Consider the following 20,700-nt stretch of genomic DNA (forward strand, 5'->3'; position numbering starts at 1 on the left):
GGCCCCTGCGCCGTCATTGCGAGCGAAGCGAAGCAATCCAGAGCCGCGAGCAAGAACTGGATTGCTTCGTCGCTAGTGCTCCTCGCAATGACGAGAACAAAACCCTGCGTTACCAGCGCTTCCCGATCCGCCCGAGATGGGTGAACGTAAACCCGGCGTCGTATTTCAGGCCGTAGCCGAGTGCGCGGTCGAGGCCGATATGGGCGCACCAGATCAGCGACAGGTGCATCGCCAGCGCCGAGGGCAGGACCATGGCGACAATGCCGAGCAGCATCGGCAGGATAGCGGCATGGGCGGCATTGTAGGCTGCGGCTCCGGCGCGGGGACCGGCGAGATAACCCAGAAAGCTCAGGTCTGGCGCCAGCAGCAGGATCGCGAACATCCACCAGGAGCCCTCGAAATAGCTGTAGAACACCATGCAGGCGACGGCGAGCGCCGCACCCTCCAGCCGCAGCAGGGTGCGGACCCCTCCGATGGCCGCGCCCGCGGCCGGTGTTGTCGTGGTGTCGGTCATGGCCGCGAATCCCCTGTAATCGGCGCTTTTACCACGCGCAACAGGCGGCCCGGATCCGTCATTTTCGGGGCTGCCCAGCCATTTTCCCCCGCCCAAATCGCGTGCTAGAACGCTGCCCAACCAAGGCGGCGCCCGCCGCTGACCATCAAGATTCTGGGGCGAAATCCATGAAGCATATCCTCGAAGCACTCGATGAACGTCGCGCAGGCGCCAAAAAGGGCGGCGGCGACAAGCGCATCGAGGCGCAGCACGCCCGCGGCAAGCTGACCGCCCGCGAGCGCATCGAGCTGTTGCTGGACAAGGGCTCGTTCGAGGAATTCGACATGTTCGTCGAGCATCGCTCGGTCGAATTCGGCATGGAGAAAAACAAGATCCCCGGCGACGGCGTGGTCACCGGCTGGGGCACGGTCAACGGCCGCACCACCTTCGTGTTCGCGAAGGACTTCACCGTGTTCGGCGGCTCGCTGTCCGAGACCCATGCGCTGAAGATCACCAAGCTGCAGGACATGGCGCTGAAGGCGCGCGCGCCGATCATCGGTCTGTACGACGCGGGCGGGGCGCGCATTCAGGAAGGCGTCGCGGCGCTGGCGGGTTACTCCTATGTGTTCCGCCGCAACGTGATCGCCTCGGGCGTCATCCCGCAGATCAGCGTCATCATGGGCCCGTGCGCGGGCGGCGACGTCTATTCGCCGGCGATGACCGACTTCATCTTCATGGTGAAGAACACCAGCTACATGTTCGTCACCGGCCCCGACGTGGTGAAGACCGTGACCAACGAAGTGGTGACGGCGGAAGAACTCGGCGGCGCGAGCGTGCACGCGACGAAATCCTCCATCGCCGACGGCGCGTTCAAGGACGACGTCGAGACGCTGCTGCAGATGCGCCGGCTGCTCGACTTCCTGCCGAGCAACAACACCGACGGCGTTCCGGAGTGGCCGAGCTTCGACGACATCGAGCGCACGGAAGAGTCGCTCGATACGCTGATCCCGGCCAATCCGAACCAGCCCTACGACATCAAGGAACTGATCCTGAAAGTCGTGGACGAGGGGGACTTCTTCGAACTCGCGGATACCTTCGCCAAGAACATCGTCACCGGCTTCGGCCGCATCGCGGGCAAGACGGTGGGCTTCGTCGCCAACCAGCCGATGGTGCTGGCGGGCGTGCTCGACTCTGACGCCTCACGCAAGGCCGCGCGCTTCGTCCGCTTCTGCGATGCGTTCAACATTCCGATCGTCACCTTCGTGGACGTGCCGGGCTTCCTGCCGGGCACCGCGCAGGAATACGGCGGATTGATCAAGCACGGCGCGAAATTACTATTCGCCTACAGCCAGTGCACGGTGCCGCTGGTCACGGTGATTACGCGCAAGGCTTACGGCGGCGCGTTCGACGTGATGGCCTCGAAGGAAATCGGCGCGGACATGAACTACGCCTGGCCGACGGCGCAGATCGCGGTGATGGGCGCGAAGGGCGCGGTGGAGATCATCTTCCGGCAGGATATCGGCGACGCGGAAAAGATCGCCGCGCGCACCAAGGAATACGAGGACCGCTTCCTGTCACCGTTCGTAGCCGCCGAGCGCGGCTATATCGACGACGTGATTATGCCGCACTCGACCCGCAGGCGCATCGCCCGCGCGCTGGCGATGCTGAAGGACAAGCACGTCGACGTGCCGATGAAGAAGCACGACAACATTCCGTTGTGAGGGGACGGCCTTTAAACCACTCAAAATTGGGCGAATGATATTTGAAAAAATGGCTTTGAAAATTAGGCAATGCAAGCATCAAACTTGGTAGCTGTCGTTTCTAGATATGTTGCCGGTGCATTGATCCTCGTAACGATCGGTTTTGAGTTCGCATCATTGCCATGGACATTCTTTGTCCTTGCCATTGGAGGGGCGGCGATCGTTGCAATTTCGCCCTTTATTGTAATTGGAATTCTAGTGTTTGTTTGGCTTGGGCTCGAAAGGCATCGTCAATTTTATCCATATGCTGCATTTCTTCTCGGATTGGGATGGGTGACATTTCTTATTATTGCAAAGAATTCGTCTGTATTTGTGTTTATTAGTTATTATGCGTTCTGGCACATGATGTTGGTTCATTGGCTGATGAGGTTGTTTCATTGAGGTTGTACGATTTTCTCGCACACGTGTCGTGAACGTCGACTAAGCAGAGAACTGATCGCAATGCCCACCCACATCCTCGTTGTCCGCGCCACTGTCCCCGATGAATCCAGACGCGCTGCGTTTGACGCGTGGTATTCGCGCGAGCATCTGCCGGATGCTGTGAAGTCTTTCGGTTCCAAGCGCGCGTGGCGCTACTGGCTCGCCAACGATCCCGCCGTGCATCTGGCGATGTATGAATTCCCGGACCGGGCGTCGCTCGATGCCGCCGCAGGCGGCGAGGAGATGAAGCGCCTGATCCGCGACTTCGACCGCGACTGGCCCGAGGTGAAGCGCACGCGCGACATCATGGTGCAGGCGGAGAGCTGGCCGGGCTGACCCGCGCTGGGCTGTCGTTCCTCATCATAAGGGGCGTGCTCTTTCTTTCCCTCCCCTGGATGGGGAGGGTGGACGGCGCAGCCGGCCAGGTGGGGTGACACAGCGTGTTACAACGCTTCATTGCGTGCGGCGCCATACACACGACATGTTGTTCGCTGCGCTCTCAACATGCCACCCTCCCCACAAGGGGGAGGGAAGCCAATTCGGTGCCGGCGTTGCTGAGAAGCGGGCCTCCCCCATGAGGGGAATCGTTGGCGTTGGAGAAATCTCGCGGCGTTGTGCTAGGTAATGCCCATGGAGCCCTCCGAATCGATACTCTTTTTCTTCGGATTGTTCGCCCTGGTTGCGGAGGCCATGACGGCGGCGCTTGCGGCTGGGCGGCGCAAGATGGACTGGTTCGGCGTCGCCGTGCTCGGCTGCGTCACCGCGCTTGGCGGCGGCTCGCTGCGGGATATGCTGCTCGGGCATTATCCGCTGCTCTGGGTGAAACATCCCTCGCTGCTGTTTCTCACCGGCGGCGCGGCGCTGCTCACTATCGCGCTCGCGCGTGTGGTGCATCGCCTGCATTATCTTTTCCTCGTGCTCGACGCCATCGGCCTCGTGGTGTTCACCATCATCGGCTGCAACGTGGCGAGAAGCATGGGTCATCCGGTAATCATCGTGGTGGTGGCGGGGATGATCACCGGATGCGCCGGCGGCGTGCTGCGCGATATTCTTTGCACCGAAGTGCCGCTGCTGTTCCGCAGCGAGCTTTACGCCAGCGTCTCATTGGCGACGGGCGCGATCTATGTCGCGGGCACGCATTTCGGCACCGAACATGTCGCGGTGGTGATCGGCTCGGTGGCGTTCGGCCTGACGTTCCGCCTGCTGGCAATCCGCTACAAGTGGGAAATGCCGAAGTTCATCTACGAGCGCGAAGGGCCGCACTGAGCGTCCGGCCCTGGGGCTCGCTGAGCAGCAGCCGCGCGATGCGGCAGGTTATGCCGCCTTGCTGCGCTTCTTGAGTTCTTCTTGCGCGCGTTTCTTCAGTTCGGCTGCGCTGACGTCCTCGACATGGGTGCCGACAAACCAGCTGTTGCCTGCGGGATCTTTCACGCCGCCGGAGTGATCGCCGTAGAATTGATCCGCCGGCTCCATGATCGAGGTGCCGCCTGCCTTGATAGCCTTCTGGTAGACGGCGTCGGCATCCGGCACATACAGATAAAGCATCACCGGCGAGGCCTTGGCGTGTTCCGATGCGTCGGCGATCATGATCATCGAGTTTCCGATTTTCAGTGTGGCATGCATCACCGTGCCGTCGGGCCGCTTGGTCATCTCGTGCATCAGCTCGGCATCGAAGGCTTTCTTCAGAAAGCCGATGACCTTCTCCGCGCCGTCGACAATGAGATAGGGCGTGACGGTGTGGAAGCCTTGGGGAATGGGTTTGACCTTGGAAGTCATGAGCAAACTCCTCGTTTCAATCAAGAATGACGAGAACAATCCGCGCCCGGACAAGTCGGTCCGGTCATGACCGGCTGCCGCGCCTGACCATCGCGGGTTGCCCGGCCGGAGCTTCGTCCGCAATTGCGACGGGACCATGAACGAGGCGCACCATGCGCACCTCCGTCACGCGCAGCGGGCCGCGGCCTTGCGCCGCCATCTCCACGGCGTCGGCAATTTCCTGCGTGATGGCTGACTGTTCGGACGGGGGAAGGGCGCTGATATAGTCCAGCGCATCTTTCAGCGTGGCGATCGGCCGGCCCTTCGCGGGAACGATGGGCTTGATGAAACGGCTGTTCCACGGCACGGCGTAACTCCCGGTGCGTCACATTGGCCGGATTAAGTGTGCCCCGCGCGTTTCGTTCCGAGAACCAATCGGCATGTTGCGCGTTGTTCCGTATGCCGAAGAAAACAGCGCTGCCCAGAAAACCGCACAGGTTGATGTCCAGCACATCGCCGACCGGCCTGCACAGGAACTCGCCTCTTGGTGCACATGTGAAATTTCCGATGGCGACGCAGCCGCCGGGTACCGGCCGGGGCGTGCCCCAGCCGATGACATCACGGACAAATCCGATCGGGCCGCAGGAACCTGCGCGCAGCGACAAGGCGCAGTGCGCGAAGGCGCGCGCGAGTGCGCTCGAAAAGCAGCGCGATGCATTGCGCAGGGGACATCCCGCCGAGCGGGCGTGAGGTCACATGAGAAAATTTCTGGAATGGCTCCGGATGATCTGGGAAGGCGAAGAGCCTGTACGGCCGCAGGACAGATAGGGCGGCGAGCGAAACGTCAGGTTCGCCTGATGCGCGCAGTGGTGCCCGCGACGATTTGCATGAAAACGCCGAGTAGCCAGCCGAACGTCAGCAACAGCGTGAACGCCGGCGTCGAGTCGGAATCCGCCACGATGGAATAGACCGAGATGAAGGCTGCCATGGCGGCAAGGAAGGTTCCGGCCGCGCTGAACAGTTCGACGGGGTCCATCGGCTGCAGGTCTTTGCCGGTCAGGTGCCCCTGCGGCGGGCGGCCCGTGCGGTGCGGCGGGACATCGATGCCGAGATAGAAGCCGATGGCCCCAAGAACCATCAGGGCGAGGCTCACGCTTATGGAACCGAGGGCCTCGACGCGTGCGCTCGACACATGAGCCGCGACGAACAGGCCGCACGATGCACCCGCCATGGACAGCCCAAATCGTTCGATCACGTGAGCGCATCTTGAGGTGCGGGAGCGGACGGAGCGATGGGCGATGATGCTGTCTGCCATCTTCTACCAATCACGGAACAGCAAATGGTTCCACATCGTCGGGAAAATAGGCAGATTTGTTTAGGCGCTTGCAGGAAGGTTCGAAAGATACCCATTCGGTACCCGGCTTGACAGGCGATGGTTGTAGGATTATATTCCCAATTATCAAGGTAACACCACAAGGGCTGGATGTGGTGACGGAGGCCCTAAATGGACGTCCTCAAATCTGGCGGTTTTCTTTCGCCCGGCGATTTTGGATCAGAATTGCCGCCAGCCGGATCGAGCGATGCTGTCGCACCCGCCGTTATGCCGGACGCCGCCCGCGCTGTGCTGGAAGAGGTGTTCGACGACTGGCGGTCGGAAAACTACGATTTGCTCGTAGAAGGTTTGCCGGTGGATGTTTTGGATTTGCGATTAAGACTCAACGCGGCTTCTGCGAAAGTTTGTAAATCGGCCCGGCTGGCCCCGAGCGCGTCATAGAACTGCATACTCACCTTGACCATTTCGAGAATGTGTTTTTCAAAGCTTGATTGAGTGAATTCGTGTTTGGTTGCCTTGTATGTGCCGCCGGTTGTCCGACTTAAAAAATTCACTGAATCGCTAAAAGACTCGATGTAAGAGTGAGCGAATACGTCACGTTTCTGGATTGCCCGAATTCCGTTAAGCGAGCCTAGGAGTTGATCCCGTTTCGGGTGATCGCTCCGGCCTATTAGGTCAGCCAAAAGGCGGAACTTCGGACCCGACGTCATCCCGGCGGTTATAAGATGCGCTTGGTGATGAGTGACCTTTAAGAATTGGCAAATCGCGTAATCAATGGTCAAATCGAGGGATGACCAGTAACCGTGGAAAAGTCCCATCAACTGGGTAAATTCCGGCCGCTGTGCGAGAGGCGTCTTAGCCATGGCTAAATCTCCAAGTGATGAGAAATTCAGTGATGAGGAAGCGCAACGCCGCTTCATGGGCACGTTGCGCGCGGCGCTAAATACACCGCCGAAACCGATGGTCTCGCCGAAAAAGAAGAAAGCAAAACGAGCGGCGAAGCCTTTGGCACGTAAGCGTGCCAAGTGACTCCGCCGCTGAAAACGTCAGTCGAATTACGCGGCGTCGGATTTCAAGTAGCTTACGCCGTATTGGAAAGCCGACGGACTACCGCCAAGGTCAATAGCCGTATTCCAGTAGCCACTGCTTGGCACCGCAATTCGCGCAGGCAGCATTTTGAAATGCCCCCCGTGATAGTTGTGGGATCTGCCGTTCTTGAAGTTCTGAAAGTCTGTATCGCTCATTACTCGCACGTTGCATTGGTGCGAGCATTGAACGACGACCACATCGCCTGCATTTAAGTATTCACGAGAATGAACGAAGCGCATGAATCGGCTCCTGTAATGGGGCCGATCTTGACTACATGGGCGATTCAGGAGTTAAGTCCTGAGTGTTAACGACCACTGCCCGCGATCAGCCCCTAGCTGAAAATTGCGGGATCGGGGATCATCCTTCGCAGGGATGGTCCCTGATTCGTTTGCGAGCGTGTCTGATTCTCGCTCGGGAGTCGATTCGCCATGGATATGGATTTGATGCGCAGGCAGATAGCGGAATCGACACTCCGCTCGCGCGCCGAAATCGTCCGATACATCGAAGAGGCTGAGCAGGACGGCAAACGCAAAGACGCTAGGTCGTGGAAGTCTGCGCTCCGAAAGATCGACAAGCAGATCGCAATGTATGGATTGGATCGCTATGCCCCGAAGTCCTAAAGGCGAGAAGCGGCCTGACATCGACTGGCGCAGTGTTGCCTTCGTGCCCGGCAGGATGTGCGCGAAATGCATCGGGAAGCGCCTGAAGTTGGCGCGCGCCGGTTCGGACCCGCATTTGGATTTTGAATGTCGGCGGTGCGACTATATCCGGGACCATGTCGAGCGGTCCGACAGAACACAAGCGGCATAACATCAAGAAATCAATATGGCCCTCAAACGAAAGCCTCTGTTGGGTCAGGCCCATCTTAAGAAAATAGTATGGGATGAATTGCAACGTTTCAAAGCCTGCCAATCCATAACAGCGATTGGGATATACCTTCGCGATCATTCCGTAGCCGGGACATGGCGAATAGGCACAGTCCCCAATCGAGACGACTTTAATCAGGAATGCAGCTTTATCGTGCGCGATGTCGAAGAACGTTTAGGCAAGCTATACGATCTCGGACCTGAAGATTAACGAGAGAAATAAGTAAGGAAGAAGCCCGGCAAATAGCCGGGCTTCTTGTTGAGGAGATCATCATGAGTTTGCAGGCGATCATAAATCGATCAACAGCAATTGTCATTGGCCCAAAGGGCGAGCGACTATTTCTTCTCGCTGATGAGACGTCGGCGAAAGCGCTCCACCAAATTGTCAAGCAGATCAATGCCGATCTTCATGCCGACAACTTCGGTCTCAATCGAAATGCTCTCGCTAACCGTGCCCTTGGCATCTCTAATGAGGACTTGCTTGATCTCATCTAACCAAGGGCCATTAACATTACCGTTGGCCTCGGCTAATGCATTGAGCAGATGGTCGATACCACCGCTCAAAGCCATGATTACGAAACCTGCTTCCTGTAGGCTCTTCGGGGCAGGCATGCTGAAAGCAATTTTCTTATTGTCGTCAACCATCTACTTCTCCAGCTTCACTTTCCAAGTATCTAACTTTTGCGCCAATACTTCACACGCTTAGGTTTCGTCGGCTTCCAATTCTTCTTTCGCCAGCGCAGGAATCGTCCCGCTGCTTTGCTGTAGTCCGGCTTAACGAGGTTGCCCATACAGAAGGCGCTTACCTTCTGCTCCTTTGATAGCGGCTACGGTGCGGGTAACGTCGGAATGGCCAAGAGCGATACGATGATTGTAGCGGAAATCAAATTCGGCCAAGTAGCGATGCAGATGCTTTTCGGCACAGTGCTGATAGACGCCCTTCATGCCGCGCTTGAAGATTGAGAAGTAGCCTTCGACCGAATTGGTGTTTACGTCGCCGCGTGCGTATTCCTTTGCGCTGTGGTTGACCGTCTCATGCGAAGCGAACTCGGAACCGACGCGAGTGTAGAGACGGCTTTCATCGGTATGCAGCCGGGTTTCGCGGTCGATGTTATCTCGGACGATCTTGGCAACGCTGGCACCATCCGCAACGGCAACATGGAACGAGCGAACCGAACCGCCGCGCTCCACCAGCGAAACGATGGCCCGCTTATTTGACGGGCCGGTACGGCCCGATTTGGTAAAGGGGCGACCGCTCGTTGTCGTCTTGCGGGCCTTCGTCTTGGCCACTGGCCCATAGTAGGTTTCGTCCGCCTCAACGATTGAGCCGGGTCCGCCCATAGGCGAGAAGCCACCGTCCCGCATCGCCTCGCGGATGCGGTGGCACAGGAACCAAGCCGACTGATACGAAATGCCGAGGTGGCGCTTAAGCTGGAGCGCCGACATACCCTTCTTGCTGGAGCAAAGCAGGTAGAACGCCAGCATCCACTTATGCAGCGCGATCTTGCTGCGCTCCATGACGGTGCCGGTGGTGCAGGTGAAGTCCTTTCGGCATTCCGGCTCGGCGCAACGGTAGAGGCCCGCACGGCCACTGACGGGATAGGCGTGATCGACGGTGCCACAATGCGAGCAGACCGGGCCGCTGGGCCAACGGATGCTTTCAATCATGGCGCGGGCATCGTCATCATTCGTGAAGTGCGGGGCCGATAGCACGCTTTTCATCGCAGAATCTCCAAAAGATGCTGCGACTACTACATTAGGTAGTTGTGGTGTCAACTAGATAATTGGGATTATATTCCTTCTCGTCCCGCCCTGTCATGAGGGGCGTTTCGCGATCGTCACGATACGCGGGGCGGGATGCGGTGGCCGCTTGCGGCGCTCGGTTCGTGGCTGTGAAAAGCACCGCGAACGACGACGGCGCCGAGCGCGTCTTCCGCGAAAGTGGGGACCGGTTTCGCGGCCGGAAGACGCGCCAATTGTATTGGGGCGTTTTCTGATCGGCGAACCGGAAGTCCACTTCGCCGGAAAACGCCCAGGCGGACGGCTGAAGTCGCGTGGTCCCGGCGTCGCGGTGCTGACGTCGAAAGGAGCGGGAGGGTCTGTCGCCCTTGTGGCGGTGGAAGTCACTCACGATCCAGAACGGTGGCGAAAGAGCCGTCCACCGGGGAGAGCGCGGAATAAGCCGTTCCAACCATTGCGTGCGGGACGCCGGATGCCTCCGGCGCAACCGTGGTGACTAACTCGTGTGCTTTTTACTTTGCACACGAGGCTGCGGATGCGCTTGCGCATCCGGCGTTCCGCGCGCCCTCATTTCGAGGGCGAAGGAAACGAGGAATTCGGGCGCCCCCGCGCCTTTCAAACAACAGGGGTGATGGCGTATGGCTTCATGAAAACGGGGAGATGAAGCACAACGCGCATCACACATTCAATGTCGTCCACACCTGCGCGGGGACGACGCGGGTGATTGTTGTGTGCACCGGCACCCAAAGAAAACCCCGCCGAAGCGGGTTTTGAATTGTGTGGCTGCGCGCTCACCACCAGGTGCGGCAGACGCGGTTTGGACCCCAGTAACGGCAGCGGCGGACCACCGGCGGGCGAACGACGACAACGCCACGGTTCGCGCGGCAGCCGCCATAGGGGCCGCGATGGAAGCCGGGACCACAACCGCCTGCGATCTGGATCACGTCAATACCGCCGCCGGAAGCGGGAGCCAGGGGCATTGCGTTGGCGGCGCTGAAACCGGCCGCGGAGACTGCGAGAAGGGTTGCTGCGAACAACGTTTTCATGGGGATCCTTCCAGGGTCATCGTGTTGCATGTTGCGATGAGTTCCGGCCCGGCCGGGGCTGACCCGGAATCATGTCGCCCGGCCTCGGCCGGTAACGGGACACTATTCTGCCGAATATAGACACAGGATGAACCGATTGTGGTCGCAGACACCGGTCAGGGCCTGTTTGCTGCAGAGGCAAACAGCCTGGCCGCGATGGCGAATCTGGCGTCCGCCCAGTTCAGTTTCCATTCATGCGTGCTGCGGAATTCTTCCGATCAAGAAAACATCGGAGGACGCATCATGGACCGCCGCGTTTTTCTCAAGTTCGCATTTGGTATCGCTGCCGCAGGCGCAGCAACTATCGCAACCGCGCGCGCGGCTCCACTCGCACCGCTGACCGGCAAGCCGATTGAGCCGAACCAACTGCCGCAAAACGCCGTCGCCAACGACGACGATCTGAATGAAGCGCAGATCGAGCAGGTGCGGTGGGGACGTCGCCGCGGCTGGGGCCATCGTCACTGGGGATGGCGTCGCCGCCGCCGCTTCTATCGCCGGCGCTACTGGCGTCGCCGCTGGTAAGTCGCAGCCGAGTTGACGAGCCCCGGCTGATTCAGCCGGGGTTTCACTTTACTCGCGGCGGCATTTGCCCACAAGGTTGCGGCGGTATCCGACCGGACATTTGCGGGCGAACATCCGCATTAATCTCGGTCCTTCCGGTTGCGGGCGGCAGACCCCGCTGGAGAGACGATGGAATCCGATGCCGCATCCGTCCTTCACCGCCACCACATCGCCGCGCGCGGTGACCGCAGGCGAGGCGAGCGGCATGGCCTGAACAGCTCCCGCGCCGGCCATTGCGGCCGCGAGGAAGACTGCTGCAAGAAACGTCTTCATCCTCGCCTCTCAGCGATCAAAGCTTCGGTGCGTTGCCGAGCGGGGTCTTGTTGAGGGCTTCGTTCTTCTCGGCCGCGAAAGCGTCCGCATCGATCTTCGCCGCGCTGATGATCTGCTTGAAGTCGATCAGCGTGAACTCGGTCTTGCTGACACGGTCCGGCGTGATGCCCGGCGAAATCTCCACGCTTAGGACTCCGTCGCAATTCGCGCCCTTGGCTTCAGCGGCCAGCTTGTCGAGCGTCTTGTCCGACGTCTGCGCGCGCTTCAGCACAGCCACGCAGCTTCCACGTCCGTTGGCGTCATTGAGCGCGACCGCGGCCTTGGGGTTGATCGGAGCGTTGAGCGCTTCGAGTGCGGAAGCAGGGGTGTACTTCTGCTTCACCGACATCACCTTGCCGCCCTTGTAGAAGTAATACATGCGTCCGTCGCCGATCAGGGTCGGTGCTCCGTATTTCGTGGTCACGCGCTCGATCATTTCGGCCTTGGGGGGCTGCTTGCCGGAGGCGAAACCCAGATCGCGCGCAATGTAATAGGCGCGGTTGGCGCTGGCGGGCGACGAAAATACTGCCATCATCGATTCGCCGGGATGGTTGCTGGTCGCTGGCGACACGAACTTCATCGAGGTGACATAGGTCACGTTGGTGCCGCCGAATTTCTGCTGAGCGATCTCCGGTTTCACGCCCGGCAGATCTTTCAGGTAGGTCTCGAAAATCGGAGAAGCCTTGCTGCCTTCGGTGTTGCTCGACAGGCCGACAATGTCAGGCTGAAGCTTTGCGGAAAATGCAGTTTCGGGTGACTTCGGCTTGATTTCGTAAGCCCAGCCCGTGGCCGGAGCCGTGACCGAAAACAGCGCGACAAATGCGATTAACCCACTGCGAAACATGGAACACCCTGTCAGAAATTCGGGACATCAAAAGCGCGAAAAGCGCGGCGAATTACGCCAATTTTTGCTCGGCGCTGTCAACTGCGGATTGTTGCATTAATCGCCCGGCGCGCCGAACAATGCGTTAAAGCGTGTGGCGCCTTTCGGTGAAAACGTCACGACGCGGTTGCCTTTTTCGCGCTTCGCCCAGTTCAACTCGTAGAATCGCGACAGGATCGCCGCGCCGAGCGAGCCTGCGAGATGGCTTCGCCGGACGCTCCAGTCGAGGCAGGTCTTGCACAGGGGACGGCGAGATCCGCCGAGGGCCGGCAGGTCGATGCCGAGATCGGCGACAAACCGCTCCCCTTGGGACGTAAGCGCAACGCTGTCCTTCTGGGCGCGCAGCAACCCTTTCTCCGTCATGGAGTCGAGCATCCGCACGCCCAAATCGCCCGCGAGATGATCGTAGCAGACACGGGCACGGCGCAGCCCGGGATCGGAGGGGCCAGTTCGAACCCGCAGGTGACCGGCGCGGGCGGCGAGCCCCATCAATCCCTCAAGCACCGTGGCGACGTCGGGGCCGGAGAGCCGGAAATAGCGATGACGGCCCTGTTTTTCCGGGACGACGAGGTGCCCCGCCTCGAGTTTGGCAAGATGCGAACTCGCGGTTTGCGGTGTGATGCCTGCTTCCTGCGCGAGTTCGGTCGCGGTGAGGGCGCGTCCGCTCATCAGCGCAGTCAGCATGTTGGAGCGCGCGGGATCGCCGACAAGCGAGGCGATCATGGCCATGTCCGGTCCTGCTTTCATACTTCGATCCTAGTCGAAGCATTCACGTCAGGCAACGGTCTAGGGTCTGTTCCGGACAAGGAGCATCCCATGACCGTTACCGTTTTCATCCGCTACCAGCTCGATCCGTTCAAGCGGCATATGTTTGAAGCCTATGCGCAGCGGTGGCTCACGATCATTCCGAAATGCGGAGGCGATCTGCTTGGCTACTGGATGCCGCATGAAGGCACCGACAACATCGCATTCGGGCTTATCTCGTTTCCGAGTCTGGCAGAGTACGAATCCTATCGCGCCCGGCTAAAAGCCGATGCGGAGGGTGTTGCAAATTTCAGTTTCGCGCTGGAGCACAAGTTCATCCTGTCGGAGGAGCGAACCTTTTTGCGGCAGGTGCAGGGCTGACGCGCCGTCATGCCGATTGATTTCACATGGCATCAACGGCATCGTCGGCCTTGGCGTCAAAGACATTGAAAATAATATCGCCCTGGAGGACTAGGAATGCCGGTTTCAACAGCCCAGAAGCGCGCGGATTTCAAAAAACTTCATGAGAGCGGCTGCTTTGTGCTGCCCAACCCGTGGGACGTGGGCAGCGCCCAATTGTTGCAGGGGATGGGTTTCAAGGCGCTCGCTTCGACGAGTTCAGGCTTCGCCTGGTCGATCGGGCATCCCGACAACAAGGTAACCTGCGACGATGTTCTGACGCATCTGAAAGCGCTGTGTGATGCCACGGACATTCCCGTGAATGCCGATTTCGAGGCGGGTTTTGCGCACGATCCCGAAGGAGTAGCGGCGAACGTGGCGCGTGGCGTTGAGACCGGTGTGGCGGGATTGTCGATCGAAGACTCGACCGGCGACGCGTCGGCTCCTCTCTACGAAATGACACTCGCGGTCGGGCGCATGCGTGCGGCACGCTCGGCAATCGATGCAAAAGGTGGCGATGTCGTGCTGGTGGGACGATGCGAGAGCTTTCTCATCGGCCAGCCCGATCTCAAGGCCACCATCGCGCGGTTGATTGCCTACGCCGAGGCCGGCGCGGATTGCCTGTATGTGCCGGGCATCAGAACCAGGGAGCAGATCGCGGCGGTTGTGAAAGAACTGGCGCCGAAACCGATCAATGTGCTGTGGGGCGGGCCCGGCATGACGCAGGCAGAACTGGCCGATATGGGCGTGCGCCGTATCAGCGTTGGTGGCGCGCTCGCGCGCACGGCCTGGGGTGCCTTCATGAAAGCTGCGCGGGAAATTGCCGACAGTGGATCGTTTGCCGGAATGGCTCAGGCTGTACCGCACGGTGAGATCAATGGCTTCTTTTCAAAAGCCATCAAGGAGCGAAAATAATAGACCAAGAATAAGCGGGCATCCGTGAAGATGCCCGCTCTGATTTTCAAGCCGTCGAGGTTAGTTGCTTGACGGTGCGCCAGCCGGAGCCGGGTTGTTCTGCGGGGCGGCCGGAGCCGGATTGTTCATCGCCGGCGGAGAAGCGGGCTGTGCAGGGCGCATTGTCGAGCCGGTGGTCTGGCCAGCCGGAGCACGAGGTGCCCGCGCCGTGCCGCCTGACGGCGAGGCCGGCGTTGTTTGCGCGGTCGGCGTTGCATCAGGTGATGTGCTGGACGTGTTCAGCCCGTAGAACACCACGCCAAGAATTGCGACCAGCGCGATCGCGAACAACGCGATGCGTCCGCCACCGGCGGGTCCTTCAGCCAGCTCGGGATCTGCCTGAAGTTCGTTGTCGAACTGATCCGCGCGGCGGCGGAGCAACTCATCGTTGGTCGGCGCTGCGCTGTAGGGATCGTTGGGGTTACGCTCGATTGCCATGGATCATTCCTCCAGTCGGTGCATCTTCAGAGACAATCACTGGATACCGAAGACGTTCCCCCGATATCCCGCTATCATTCGGGTTCACTGATGCTCGGAACTTTGCGGATTGTAATGTCATCGGGTAATCGAGCCTGTGGTCTGGCCCGTTGTTATCGCGGGGTTCGCGGAAGTTTGATGCGAGGCAGGGTTCATGCGCGCCAGAACAAGGGCGAGAACCACAAGCAACGCGACGCCGATAAGCGCCTTGATGGGCTTACCCTGCTGATACTCGAATTTCTCGGTTGTCCGGACGGGTTTGCCGTTGCTGGCTCCTTTACCGTTCGACGACCAATCGTTTGCTGACAGGGTCATGATCAAAATCCTCCGCTCGTCTGCGCAACCCGTTGAGACCGGGTTTGCCTTGGTGGAGGTCAACGGTCACCCGTTGGGACCGTTCCGGAGGAGCCTTGCATCGGGGGCGGGTCAGAGTTGCAACGGGCAATTGCACTGCAGCGAGTCGTCGCGATCCCCGAACGAGCGCCAAACGGCCCGCAATGTCCTTTCGACGTCAGGCATAAAAGCGACACAACAGGTCGAGTTGGGCTGAAAAGCGAACCAAAAATTGCGTTTCAAAACAAAGGTCTGATGAATGCGATTTAGGATGTGCTGGAAACAAAAAGCGACATAGACTGGTTCTAAGTAGACTCGTGACGTTGCAAACAAGAGCCCGGCAAAGAGGCAGTCGAATTATGGGAATCAATCAAGGGCCGATCAGTCTTGATCAGAAGTATACGCAGGCATCGGGGCACGTTTTTCTGACCGGCATTCAGGCTTTGGTCCGGTTGCCGATGGCGCAGGTCAGGCGCGATCGGGCAGCGGGCCTGAACACCGCAGGATTCGTCACCGGCTATCGCGGGTCACCTCTTGGCGGCTACGACCAGCAACTTCACGCAGCTCGCAAGCATCTCGCCCAGTACGATGTGAAATTCCAGCCGGGCGTCAATGAAGACCTCGCTGCGACCGCGATCTGGGGTTCGCAGCAACTCAATCTGTCGCCGGGTGCGAAGTTCGACGGCATTACCGGCATCTGGTACGGCAAGGGCCCCGGCGTCGATCGCTGCGGCGACGTATTCCGTCATGGCAATGCGGCGGGTTCGGCCAAGAATGGCGGCGTTCTCTGTCTCGCGGGCGACGACCACGGCGCTAAATCATCGACCGTGCCGCATCAGTCGGACCATGCCTTCATCTCTGCGCTGATGCCGTATCTCTATCCGTCGAGCATCCACGAGATGATCGAGATGGGTCTGCTCGGTATCGCGATGTCGCGTTACTCCGGCTGTTGGGTCGGCATGAAGGTCATCACCGAAACGGTGGAAACCACGGCGGAAATCGATCTTACCGACGAGATGACACCGTTCATCATTCCGACTGATTTCGAGATGCCCCCGGGCGGCCTCAATCTGCGCTGGCCGGACGACCGCTACGCGCAGGACAAGCGCCTGCAGGATTATAAAGGATTTGCCGCAGTCGCCTTTGCGCGCGCCAACAGAATCAATCGCGTGACGATGGATTCGCCGAACGCGCGGTTCGGCATCATGGCGTCCGGCAAGAGTTATGAAGATATCCGGCAGGCGCTGCGTGAACTCGGCATCACGCCGGAGGTCGCCGCCAAGATCGGTATTCGGCTTTACAAGATCGGCATGCCATGGCCGCTGGAGCCGGAAGGCGTGCGCGCGTTTGCCGTCGGCCTCGAGGAAATCTTCATCGTCGAGGAACGCCGCGAGATCGTCGAGAACCAGGTCAAGCAGGAGCTGTTCAACTGGCGCGACGATGTGCGCCCGCGCATCATCGGCAAGATGGACAATCACGACAAGCGCTTCCTGCCATTTGCCGAAGAGCTCAGCGTCGCGTCGCTGGCAAGTTCGCTGACCGAGCGGCTGCTGCAGCTCGACCTCAATCCTGAAATCGTCGCGATGCTGCGCGCCAAGGCCGACTGGTTCAACGGCCGGCAGGCGACCCAGGTTCAGGCGATCGCGCCAGTCACGCGCACCCCGTATTTCTGCTCGGGCTGCCCGCACAATTCATCGACCAAGGTGCCGGAAGGCAGCCGTGCGATGGCCGGCATCGGCTGCCACTTCATGGCGCTGTGGATGGACCGCAACACCGAGACCTTCACGCATATGGGCGGGGAGGGCGTGCCATGGGTCGGCATCGCGCCTTTCACCAACGAGAAGCATGTCTTCGTCAATCTTGGCGACGGCACGTATTTCCACTCGGGCAGCCTCGCGATCCGGCAGGCGGTCGCATCCAAGGCAAACATCACCTACAAAATTCTCTACAATGACGCGACGGCGATGACCGGCGGCCAGCATGTCGATGGCGAGCTCTCGCCGCAGCAGGTCACGTTCCAGCTTCACAGCGAGGGCATCCGCGACATTTATCTCGTGTCGGAAAATCCCGACGCCTATCCGGCGTCCGACATTGCACCGGGTACCAAGGTTGCGCACCGGGACCAGCTCGATGAAGTCCAGCGCACGCTCCGCGAAGTGCCGGGCTGCTCGGCCATTGTCTTCGTGCAGACCTGCGCCGCCGAGAAACGTCGCCGCCGCAAGCGCGGTCTGATGGAAGATCCGTCAAAGCGTATCTTCATCAATTCGTCCGTCTGCGAAGGCTGTGGCGATTGCTCGGTGCAGTCGAATTGCATTTCGGTCGAGCCGCTGGAAACTGAGCTGGGGCGCAAGCGCACCATCAACCAGTCAAGCTGCAACAAGGATTATTCCTGTGTGAAGGGCTTCTGTCCGTCCTTCGTCACCGTTGAAGGCGCCACATTGCGCAAGCGCGCGCCGGTCGCCGTTGATGATTTCGGCGAACTGCCCGCACCATCCAGCGTTCCGTCGCTCGACAGGCCGTACAACATTGCCGTTGGCGGCGTGGGCGGCACGGGCGTGCTGACCATCGGTGCGCTGCTCGGGATGGCAGCTCACATCGAAGGCAAGGCGAGCATGATCCTCGATATGTCGGGGCTCGCGCAAAAGGGTGGGGCGGTGCTGAGCCATGTGCGGTTGTCGAAGAATACCGCCGACGTCACCTGTTCACGTATCGTGACCGGCACTGCCGACTTGCTGATTGCGGCCGATGAGGTGGTGGCCGTCGCCAAGGAAACGATTACGCTGGCGGAGTCGTCGCGCACCTATGGCGTCATCAATACGCATCTCATTCCGATTGCTGATTTCATCCAGAACCGTGACTTCGATTTCCAGCGCGGCAAGGTCAATCGGGTGCTGGAAAATGCGCTCCGCAAGGACTCCGCGTTCCTCGATTTCACCAAGCCCGCCGAGGCTCTGCTGGGAGACTCGATCGCGACGAATATGATGATGATGGGCTACGCCTATCAGAAGGGCTTGTTGCCGGTCGGCGCAGAAGCCATCGAGCAGGCGATCGAACTCAATGCGGTGTCGATCAAGATGAACACCCAGGCGTTCCGTCTTGGCCGCCTTGCGGCGCACGATCCCGCACGGCTTGCTGCAATGATGAAGGGCGATGAGCCCGAGGCGCCGAAGACTCTCGATCAGATGACGCTCGACGAGGTCATCGCGCATCGCACGCAGTTGCTGACCGATTATCAGAGCGCTGCCTATGCGGCACGCTATCGTAATCTTGTCGATCAGGTGCGGAAGGTTGCATTCGATGGCGGGTATGGCGAGGCATTGCCGCGCGCCGTTGCGATCAACTATGCCAAGCTGCTCGCCTACAAGGACGAGTATGAAGTCGCGCGTCTCTTTACCGATGGAAAGTTCGCCGAAAATCTCGGCAAGCAGTTCGAGGGTAATTTCAAGATCAGCTTCAATCTCGCACCGCCGATCCTGCACAGTGGAGTCGATGCATTGGGCCGTCCGCGCAAGCGCGAGTTCGGCGCGTGGATGTTGCCGGTCTTCCGGACGATGGCAAAATTCCGCTTCCTGCGCGGCACGCTGTTCGATCCGTTCAGCTACAGCGAGGATCGCAAGCTCGAATGCAATCTGATCAAGGGATATGAGCAGGATGTGGTGACGGCGGTGAAGCTGCTTTCGCCCAAGACCCTCGATATCGCGGTCGAGTTACTGTCGCTGCCCGATCAGATTCGTGGTTATGGACCTGTGAAGGAGGCGTCGATCGCAAAAGCGAAGGCGCGATACCAGCAGCTTGCCAAGGACCTTGTCAATCCGCCGCCGATGATCGCGCCCCAGATCGCGGCGGAATAGAACGCTCGTTCGCACGGCGAAACTCAAGATGCTTGCCAAGCGCCGCTTGGCGGGTCAGAAAATCCGCTGAGATAAAGCAGCGGAGATGACTTTGAGCATCAAGGGAAAAGCCTATATCGCCGGGATCTATGAACATCCCACCCGGCACGCGCCGGACAAATCGACCGCGCAATTGCACGCCGAATGCGCCAAGGGAGCGCTGGAAGATGCTGGCCTGACAAAGGCCGACGTCGACGGCTATTTTTGCGCCGGAGACGCGCCGGGCGGCGTGATGCCGATGGCCGATTATCTCGGCCTCAAGCTGCGTCATCTGGATTCGACCGAGACGGGCGGATGTTCCTACATCATCGCGCTGGGCCATGCCGCCGAGGCGATTGCCGCCGGCAAATGTTCCGTGGCGCTGATCACGCTGGCCGGCAAGCCGCGCACTGGCCCGATGCCGCCGCGCGCGTTCGGCCCAGAGGTCGATTTCGAAGCTGCGTACGGAGCGACGACTCACAACGCCTACGGCATGTGCGCCATGCGTCACATGCATGAGTTCGGCACTACCAGCGAGCAGCTTGCCTGGGTCAAGGTCGCAGCCTCGCATCACGCGCAATACAATCCCCACGCGATGCTGCGCGATGTCGTCACCGTCGCGGACGTTATCAATTCGCCGTTGATCTCCGACCCGCTGCACCGTCTTGACTGCTGCGTCGTCTCGGACGGTGGGGGCGCGCTGGTTGTTACCACGCCGGAGATCGCGAAGTCGTTGAAACGTCCGCTGGTGCGGATGACCGGTCACGGCGAATCGCTGAAGGGCCCGAACGGCGGCCGCAAGCTCGACCTGACTTATTCAGCGGGCGTGTGGAGTGGGCCACCGGCGTTTGCTGAAGCGGGCGTGACACCGAAGGACATCAAGTACGCGTCGATCTACGACAGCTTCACCATCACTGTGGTGATTCAGCTTGAGGATCTTGGTTTCTGTGCAAAGGGCGACGGCGGCAAGTTTGTAGCTGACGGCAACCTGATTTCCGGTGTCGGCAAGTTGCCGTGGAACACCGACGGCGGCGGACTGTGCAATAATCACCCGATCAACCGTGGTGGTATCACCAAGATCATCGAGGCCGTGCGGCAGTTGCGCGGCGAGGCGCATCCGAAGGTTCAGGTTCCGAATTGCGATCTCGCGCTGGTGCATGGCACTGGCGGATTGCTTGGTGTGCGTCATGCGGCATCGACCGCAATTCTGGAGCGCGTGTGATGAGCGACAAGCCAAAGTATTTAGCACCCACGGGCAATCCTGAAACCGCGCACTTCTGGAATGCTGCCAAAGAGGGCAAGTTCCTCATCAAGCGCTGCACGGCGTGCGGCGAGCCGCATTACTTTCCACGCTCGATCTGTCCGGTGTGCTTCTCCGATCAGACCGTGTGGGAGGAGAGCAAGGGTGAGGGTGTCATCTACAGCTACAGCCTGATGCGGAAGTCCCCGACCGGGCCTTATGCCATCGGCTATGTCACGCTTGATGAAGGTCCGTCGCTGCTGACCAATTTCGTGGATTGCGATCTGGCGGCGCTGAAAATTGGTCAGCGGGTGAAGCTCGTATTCAAGGCGACAGACGGCGCGCCGCTGCCGTTCTTCACGCCCGTCGGATAACAGTAACAACAGC

General features: G+C 59.8%; 25 protein-coding genes. 11 read left to right on the forward strand and 14 right to left on the reverse strand.

Going from position 1 to position 20,700, the window contains the following annotated elements; all coding sequences use genetic code 11:
* Positions 1-109: 109 nt before the first annotated feature.
* On the reverse strand, positions 110-514 hold the full coding sequence (locus BN32_RS03015) for a DUF4260 domain-containing protein (protein WP_019196625.1): 405 nt from the start codon (positions 512-514) through the stop codon (positions 110-112).
* A 167-nt stretch (positions 515-681) separates the two neighbouring features.
* Here BN32_RS03015 and BN32_RS03020 point away from each other — a divergent pair, with 167 nt between their 5' ends.
* The 4 genes from BN32_RS03020 (at position 682) to BN32_RS03035 (ending at position 3,939) form a co-directional block, all read left to right on the forward strand.
* Positions 682-2,214 (forward strand): acyl-CoA carboxylase subunit beta, encoded by a 1,533-nt coding sequence (locus tag BN32_RS03020; RefSeq protein ID WP_019196626.1) that lies wholly within the window; start codon positions 682-684, stop codon positions 2,212-2,214.
* Positions 2,215-2,283: 69 nt separating this feature from the next.
* Positions 2,284-2,634, forward strand: coding sequence for a hypothetical protein (locus BN32_RS03025; RefSeq protein ID WP_019196627.1), 351 nt, complete (start codon positions 2,284-2,286; stop codon positions 2,632-2,634).
* A gap of 60 nt (positions 2,635-2,694) precedes the next feature.
* On the forward strand, positions 2,695-3,009 hold the full coding sequence (locus BN32_RS03030) for a hypothetical protein (RefSeq protein WP_019196628.1): 315 nt from the start codon (positions 2,695-2,697) through the stop codon (positions 3,007-3,009).
* 294 nt (positions 3,010-3,303) lie between these two features.
* Positions 3,304-3,939, forward strand: a complete 636-nt coding sequence (locus BN32_RS03035) for a trimeric intracellular cation channel family protein (protein ID WP_019196629.1) — start codon at positions 3,304-3,306, stop codon at positions 3,937-3,939.
* Positions 3,940-3,987: 48 nt separating this feature from the next.
* On the opposite strand, the gene BN32_RS03040 is transcribed toward BN32_RS03035, so the two are convergent.
* Together BN32_RS03040 and BN32_RS03045 are read right to left on the reverse strand one after the other, a co-directional pair.
* Positions 3,988-4,449, reverse strand: coding sequence for a VOC family protein (locus tag BN32_RS03040; protein WP_019196630.1), 462 nt, complete (start codon positions 4,447-4,449; stop codon positions 3,988-3,990).
* Positions 4,450-4,513: 64 nt separating this feature from the next.
* Positions 4,514-4,795 carry a hypothetical protein gene (locus BN32_RS03045; protein WP_019196631.1) on the reverse strand — a complete coding sequence of 94 codons (282 nt, stop codon included), beginning with the start codon at positions 4,793-4,795 and terminating at the stop codon, positions 4,514-4,516.
* A gap of 134 nt (positions 4,796-4,929) precedes the next feature.
* Between BN32_RS03045 and BN32_RS03050 the strand changes: the two genes are divergently transcribed.
* The gene (locus BN32_RS03050; RefSeq protein ID WP_244438081.1) at positions 4,930-5,178 is read left to right on the forward strand and encodes a hypothetical protein; all 249 of its coding nucleotides are present in this window, start codon (positions 4,930-4,932) and stop codon (positions 5,176-5,178) included.
* A 94-nt stretch (positions 5,179-5,272) separates the two neighbouring features.
* Here the strand turns inward: BN32_RS03050 and BN32_RS03055 are convergent, their stop codons facing one another.
* The 6 genes from BN32_RS03055 to BN32_RS03080 all read right to left on the reverse strand — a co-directional run bounded on the left by BN32_RS03055 (position 5,273) and on the right by BN32_RS03080 (position 10,502).
* On the reverse strand, positions 5,273-5,743 hold the full coding sequence (locus BN32_RS03055) for a hypothetical protein (RefSeq protein WP_019196633.1): 471 nt from the start codon (positions 5,741-5,743) through the stop codon (positions 5,273-5,275).
* A gap of 344 nt (positions 5,744-6,087) precedes the next feature.
* Positions 6,088-6,786 (reverse strand): hypothetical protein, encoded by a 699-nt coding sequence (locus BN32_RS03060; RefSeq protein WP_156946946.1) that lies wholly within the window; start codon positions 6,784-6,786, stop codon positions 6,088-6,090.
* Between the two features lie 30 nt (positions 6,787-6,816).
* A complete protein-coding gene (locus tag BN32_RS25915) occupies positions 6,817-7,089 on the reverse strand; it encodes a DUF1883 domain-containing protein (protein ID WP_082773510.1) in 273 nt (90 codons plus the stop codon).
* A gap of 963 nt (positions 7,090-8,052) precedes the next feature.
* Complete coding sequence (locus BN32_RS03070) at positions 8,053-8,361, reverse strand: hypothetical protein (protein WP_019196636.1); 309 nt, start codon at positions 8,359-8,361, stop codon at positions 8,053-8,055.
* 129 nt (positions 8,362-8,490) lie between these two features.
* The gene (locus BN32_RS03075) at positions 8,491-9,438 is read right to left on the reverse strand and encodes an IS1595 family transposase (protein WP_019196637.1); all 948 of its coding nucleotides are present in this window, start codon (positions 9,436-9,438) and stop codon (positions 8,491-8,493) included.
* An 809-nt stretch (positions 9,439-10,247) separates the two neighbouring features.
* Positions 10,248-10,502 carry a GCG_CRPN prefix-to-repeats domain-containing protein gene (locus tag BN32_RS03080; protein WP_019196639.1) on the reverse strand — a complete coding sequence of 85 codons (255 nt, stop codon included), beginning with the start codon at positions 10,500-10,502 and terminating at the stop codon, positions 10,248-10,250.
* 282 nt (positions 10,503-10,784) lie between these two features.
* On the opposite strand from BN32_RS03080, the gene BN32_RS03085 reads away from it, so the two are divergent.
* Positions 10,785-11,063, forward strand: a complete 279-nt coding sequence (locus BN32_RS03085; protein WP_040425896.1) for a hypothetical protein — start codon at positions 10,785-10,787, stop codon at positions 11,061-11,063.
* A 48-nt stretch (positions 11,064-11,111) separates the two neighbouring features.
* Here BN32_RS03085 and BN32_RS03090 read toward each other — a convergent pair whose 3' ends face one another.
* From BN32_RS03090 to BN32_RS03100, 3 genes are all read right to left on the reverse strand, one after another.
* Positions 11,112-11,375, reverse strand: a complete 264-nt coding sequence (locus BN32_RS03090) for a GCG_CRPN prefix-to-repeats domain-containing protein (RefSeq protein WP_019196641.1) — start codon at positions 11,373-11,375, stop codon at positions 11,112-11,114.
* Between the two features lie 16 nt (positions 11,376-11,391).
* On the reverse strand, positions 11,392-12,258 hold the full coding sequence (locus tag BN32_RS03095; RefSeq protein WP_019196642.1) for a hypothetical protein: 867 nt from the start codon (positions 12,256-12,258) through the stop codon (positions 11,392-11,394).
* Positions 12,259-12,354: 96 nt separating this feature from the next.
* Positions 12,355-13,044: an ArsR/SmtB family transcription factor gene (locus tag BN32_RS03100; RefSeq protein WP_019196643.1), complete on the reverse strand. Its 690-nt coding sequence runs from the start codon at positions 13,042-13,044 to the stop codon at positions 12,355-12,357.
* A 69-nt stretch (positions 13,045-13,113) separates the two neighbouring features.
* Here BN32_RS03100 and BN32_RS03105 point away from each other — a divergent pair, with 69 nt between their 5' ends.
* Positions 13,114-13,422, forward strand: coding sequence for an NIPSNAP family protein (locus tag BN32_RS03105; RefSeq protein WP_019196644.1), 309 nt, complete (start codon positions 13,114-13,116; stop codon positions 13,420-13,422).
* 96 nt (positions 13,423-13,518) lie between these two features.
* On the forward strand, positions 13,519-14,355 hold the full coding sequence (locus tag BN32_RS03110) for an isocitrate lyase/PEP mutase family protein (RefSeq protein WP_019196645.1): 837 nt from the start codon (positions 13,519-13,521) through the stop codon (positions 14,353-14,355).
* A gap of 60 nt (positions 14,356-14,415) precedes the next feature.
* Here the strand turns inward: BN32_RS03110 and BN32_RS03115 are convergent, their stop codons facing one another.
* Together BN32_RS03115 and BN32_RS03120 are read right to left on the reverse strand one after the other, a co-directional pair.
* On the reverse strand, positions 14,416-14,832 hold the full coding sequence (locus BN32_RS03115; RefSeq protein ID WP_019196646.1) for a hypothetical protein: 417 nt from the start codon (positions 14,830-14,832) through the stop codon (positions 14,416-14,418).
* A gap of 117 nt (positions 14,833-14,949) precedes the next feature.
* Positions 14,950-15,186: a hypothetical protein gene (locus BN32_RS03120; protein ID WP_019196647.1), complete on the reverse strand. Its 237-nt coding sequence runs from the start codon at positions 15,184-15,186 to the stop codon at positions 14,950-14,952.
* Between the two features lie 377 nt (positions 15,187-15,563).
* Between BN32_RS03120 and BN32_RS03125 the strand changes: the two genes are divergently transcribed.
* From BN32_RS03125 to BN32_RS03135, 3 genes are all read left to right on the forward strand, one after another.
* Entirely contained in the window at positions 15,564-19,055 is a 3,492-nt protein-coding gene (locus BN32_RS03125; protein ID WP_019196649.1) for an indolepyruvate ferredoxin oxidoreductase family protein, read from the forward strand.
* A 91-nt stretch (positions 19,056-19,146) separates the two neighbouring features.
* Complete coding sequence (locus tag BN32_RS03130; RefSeq protein ID WP_040425897.1) at positions 19,147-20,295, forward strand: thiolase domain-containing protein; 1,149 nt, start codon at positions 19,147-19,149, stop codon at positions 20,293-20,295.
* On the forward strand, positions 20,295-20,687 hold the full coding sequence (locus BN32_RS03135) for a Zn-ribbon domain-containing OB-fold protein (RefSeq protein ID WP_019196651.1): 393 nt from the start codon (positions 20,295-20,297) through the stop codon (positions 20,685-20,687). The genes BN32_RS03130 and BN32_RS03135 overlap by 1 nt, the downstream gene beginning before the upstream one ends.
* Positions 20,688-20,700: the final 13 nt, after the last annotated feature.

The sequence above is a fragment of the Afipia birgiae 34632 genome (assembly GCF_000308295.2).
Lineage (GTDB): Bacteria > Pseudomonadota > Alphaproteobacteria > Rhizobiales > Xanthobacteraceae > Afipia > Afipia birgiae.

Excerpts from the sequence above, each read along its gene's own strand:
- BN32_RS03120 (WP_019196647.1), bottom strand. The coding sequence starts at position 15,186 with ATGACCCTGTCAGCAAACGATTGGTCGTCGAACGGTAAAGGAGCCAGC.
- BN32_RS03025 (WP_019196627.1), top strand. The coding sequence starts at position 2,284 with ATGCAAGCATCAAACTTGGTAGCTGTCGTTTCTAGATATGTTGCCGGT.
- BN32_RS03075 (WP_019196637.1), bottom strand. The coding sequence starts at position 9,438 with ATGAAAAGCGTGCTATCGGCCCCGCACTTCACGAATGATGACGATGCC.
- BN32_RS03085 (WP_040425896.1), top strand. The coding sequence starts at position 10,785 with ATGGACCGCCGCGTTTTTCTCAAGTTCGCATTTGGTATCGCTGCCGCA.
- BN32_RS03105 (WP_019196644.1), top strand. The coding sequence starts at position 13,114 with ATGACCGTTACCGTTTTCATCCGCTACCAGCTCGATCCGTTCAAGCGG.
- BN32_RS03115 (WP_019196646.1), bottom strand. The coding sequence starts at position 14,832 with ATGGCAATCGAGCGTAACCCCAACGATCCCTACAGCGCAGCGCCGACC.
- BN32_RS03020 (WP_019196626.1), top strand. The coding sequence starts at position 682 with ATGAAGCATATCCTCGAAGCACTCGATGAACGTCGCGCAGGCGCCAAA.
- BN32_RS03030 (WP_019196628.1), top strand. The coding sequence starts at position 2,695 with ATGCCCACCCACATCCTCGTTGTCCGCGCCACTGTCCCCGATGAATCC.
- BN32_RS03055 (WP_019196633.1), bottom strand. The coding sequence starts at position 5,743 with ATGGCAGACAGCATCATCGCCCATCGCTCCGTCCGCTCCCGCACCTCA.
- BN32_RS03015 (WP_019196625.1), bottom strand. The coding sequence starts at position 514 with ATGACCGACACCACGACAACACCGGCCGCGGGCGCGGCCATCGGAGGG.
- BN32_RS03110 (WP_019196645.1), top strand. The coding sequence starts at position 13,519 with ATGCCGGTTTCAACAGCCCAGAAGCGCGCGGATTTCAAAAAACTTCAT.
- BN32_RS03040 (WP_019196630.1), bottom strand. The coding sequence starts at position 4,449 with ATGACTTCCAAGGTCAAACCCATTCCCCAAGGCTTCCACACCGTCACG.
- BN32_RS03125 (WP_019196649.1), top strand. The coding sequence starts at position 15,564 with ATGGGAATCAATCAAGGGCCGATCAGTCTTGATCAGAAGTATACGCAG.
- BN32_RS25915 (WP_082773510.1), bottom strand. The coding sequence starts at position 7,089 with ATGCGCTTCGTTCATTCTCGTGAATACTTAAATGCAGGCGATGTGGTC.
- BN32_RS03095 (WP_019196642.1), bottom strand. The coding sequence starts at position 12,258 with ATGTTTCGCAGTGGGTTAATCGCATTTGTCGCGCTGTTTTCGGTCACG.
- BN32_RS03135 (WP_019196651.1), top strand. The coding sequence starts at position 20,295 with ATGAGCGACAAGCCAAAGTATTTAGCACCCACGGGCAATCCTGAAACC.
- BN32_RS03035 (WP_019196629.1), top strand. The coding sequence starts at position 3,304 with ATGGAGCCCTCCGAATCGATACTCTTTTTCTTCGGATTGTTCGCCCTG.
- BN32_RS03090 (WP_019196641.1), bottom strand. The coding sequence starts at position 11,375 with ATGAAGACGTTTCTTGCAGCAGTCTTCCTCGCGGCCGCAATGGCCGGC.
- BN32_RS03080 (WP_019196639.1), bottom strand. The coding sequence starts at position 10,502 with ATGAAAACGTTGTTCGCAGCAACCCTTCTCGCAGTCTCCGCGGCCGGT.
- BN32_RS03050 (WP_244438081.1), top strand. The coding sequence starts at position 4,930 with ATGTCCAGCACATCGCCGACCGGCCTGCACAGGAACTCGCCTCTTGGT.
- BN32_RS03100 (WP_019196643.1), bottom strand. The coding sequence starts at position 13,044 with ATGAAAGCAGGACCGGACATGGCCATGATCGCCTCGCTTGTCGGCGAT.
- BN32_RS03070 (WP_019196636.1), bottom strand. The coding sequence starts at position 8,361 with ATGGTTGACGACAATAAGAAAATTGCTTTCAGCATGCCTGCCCCGAAG.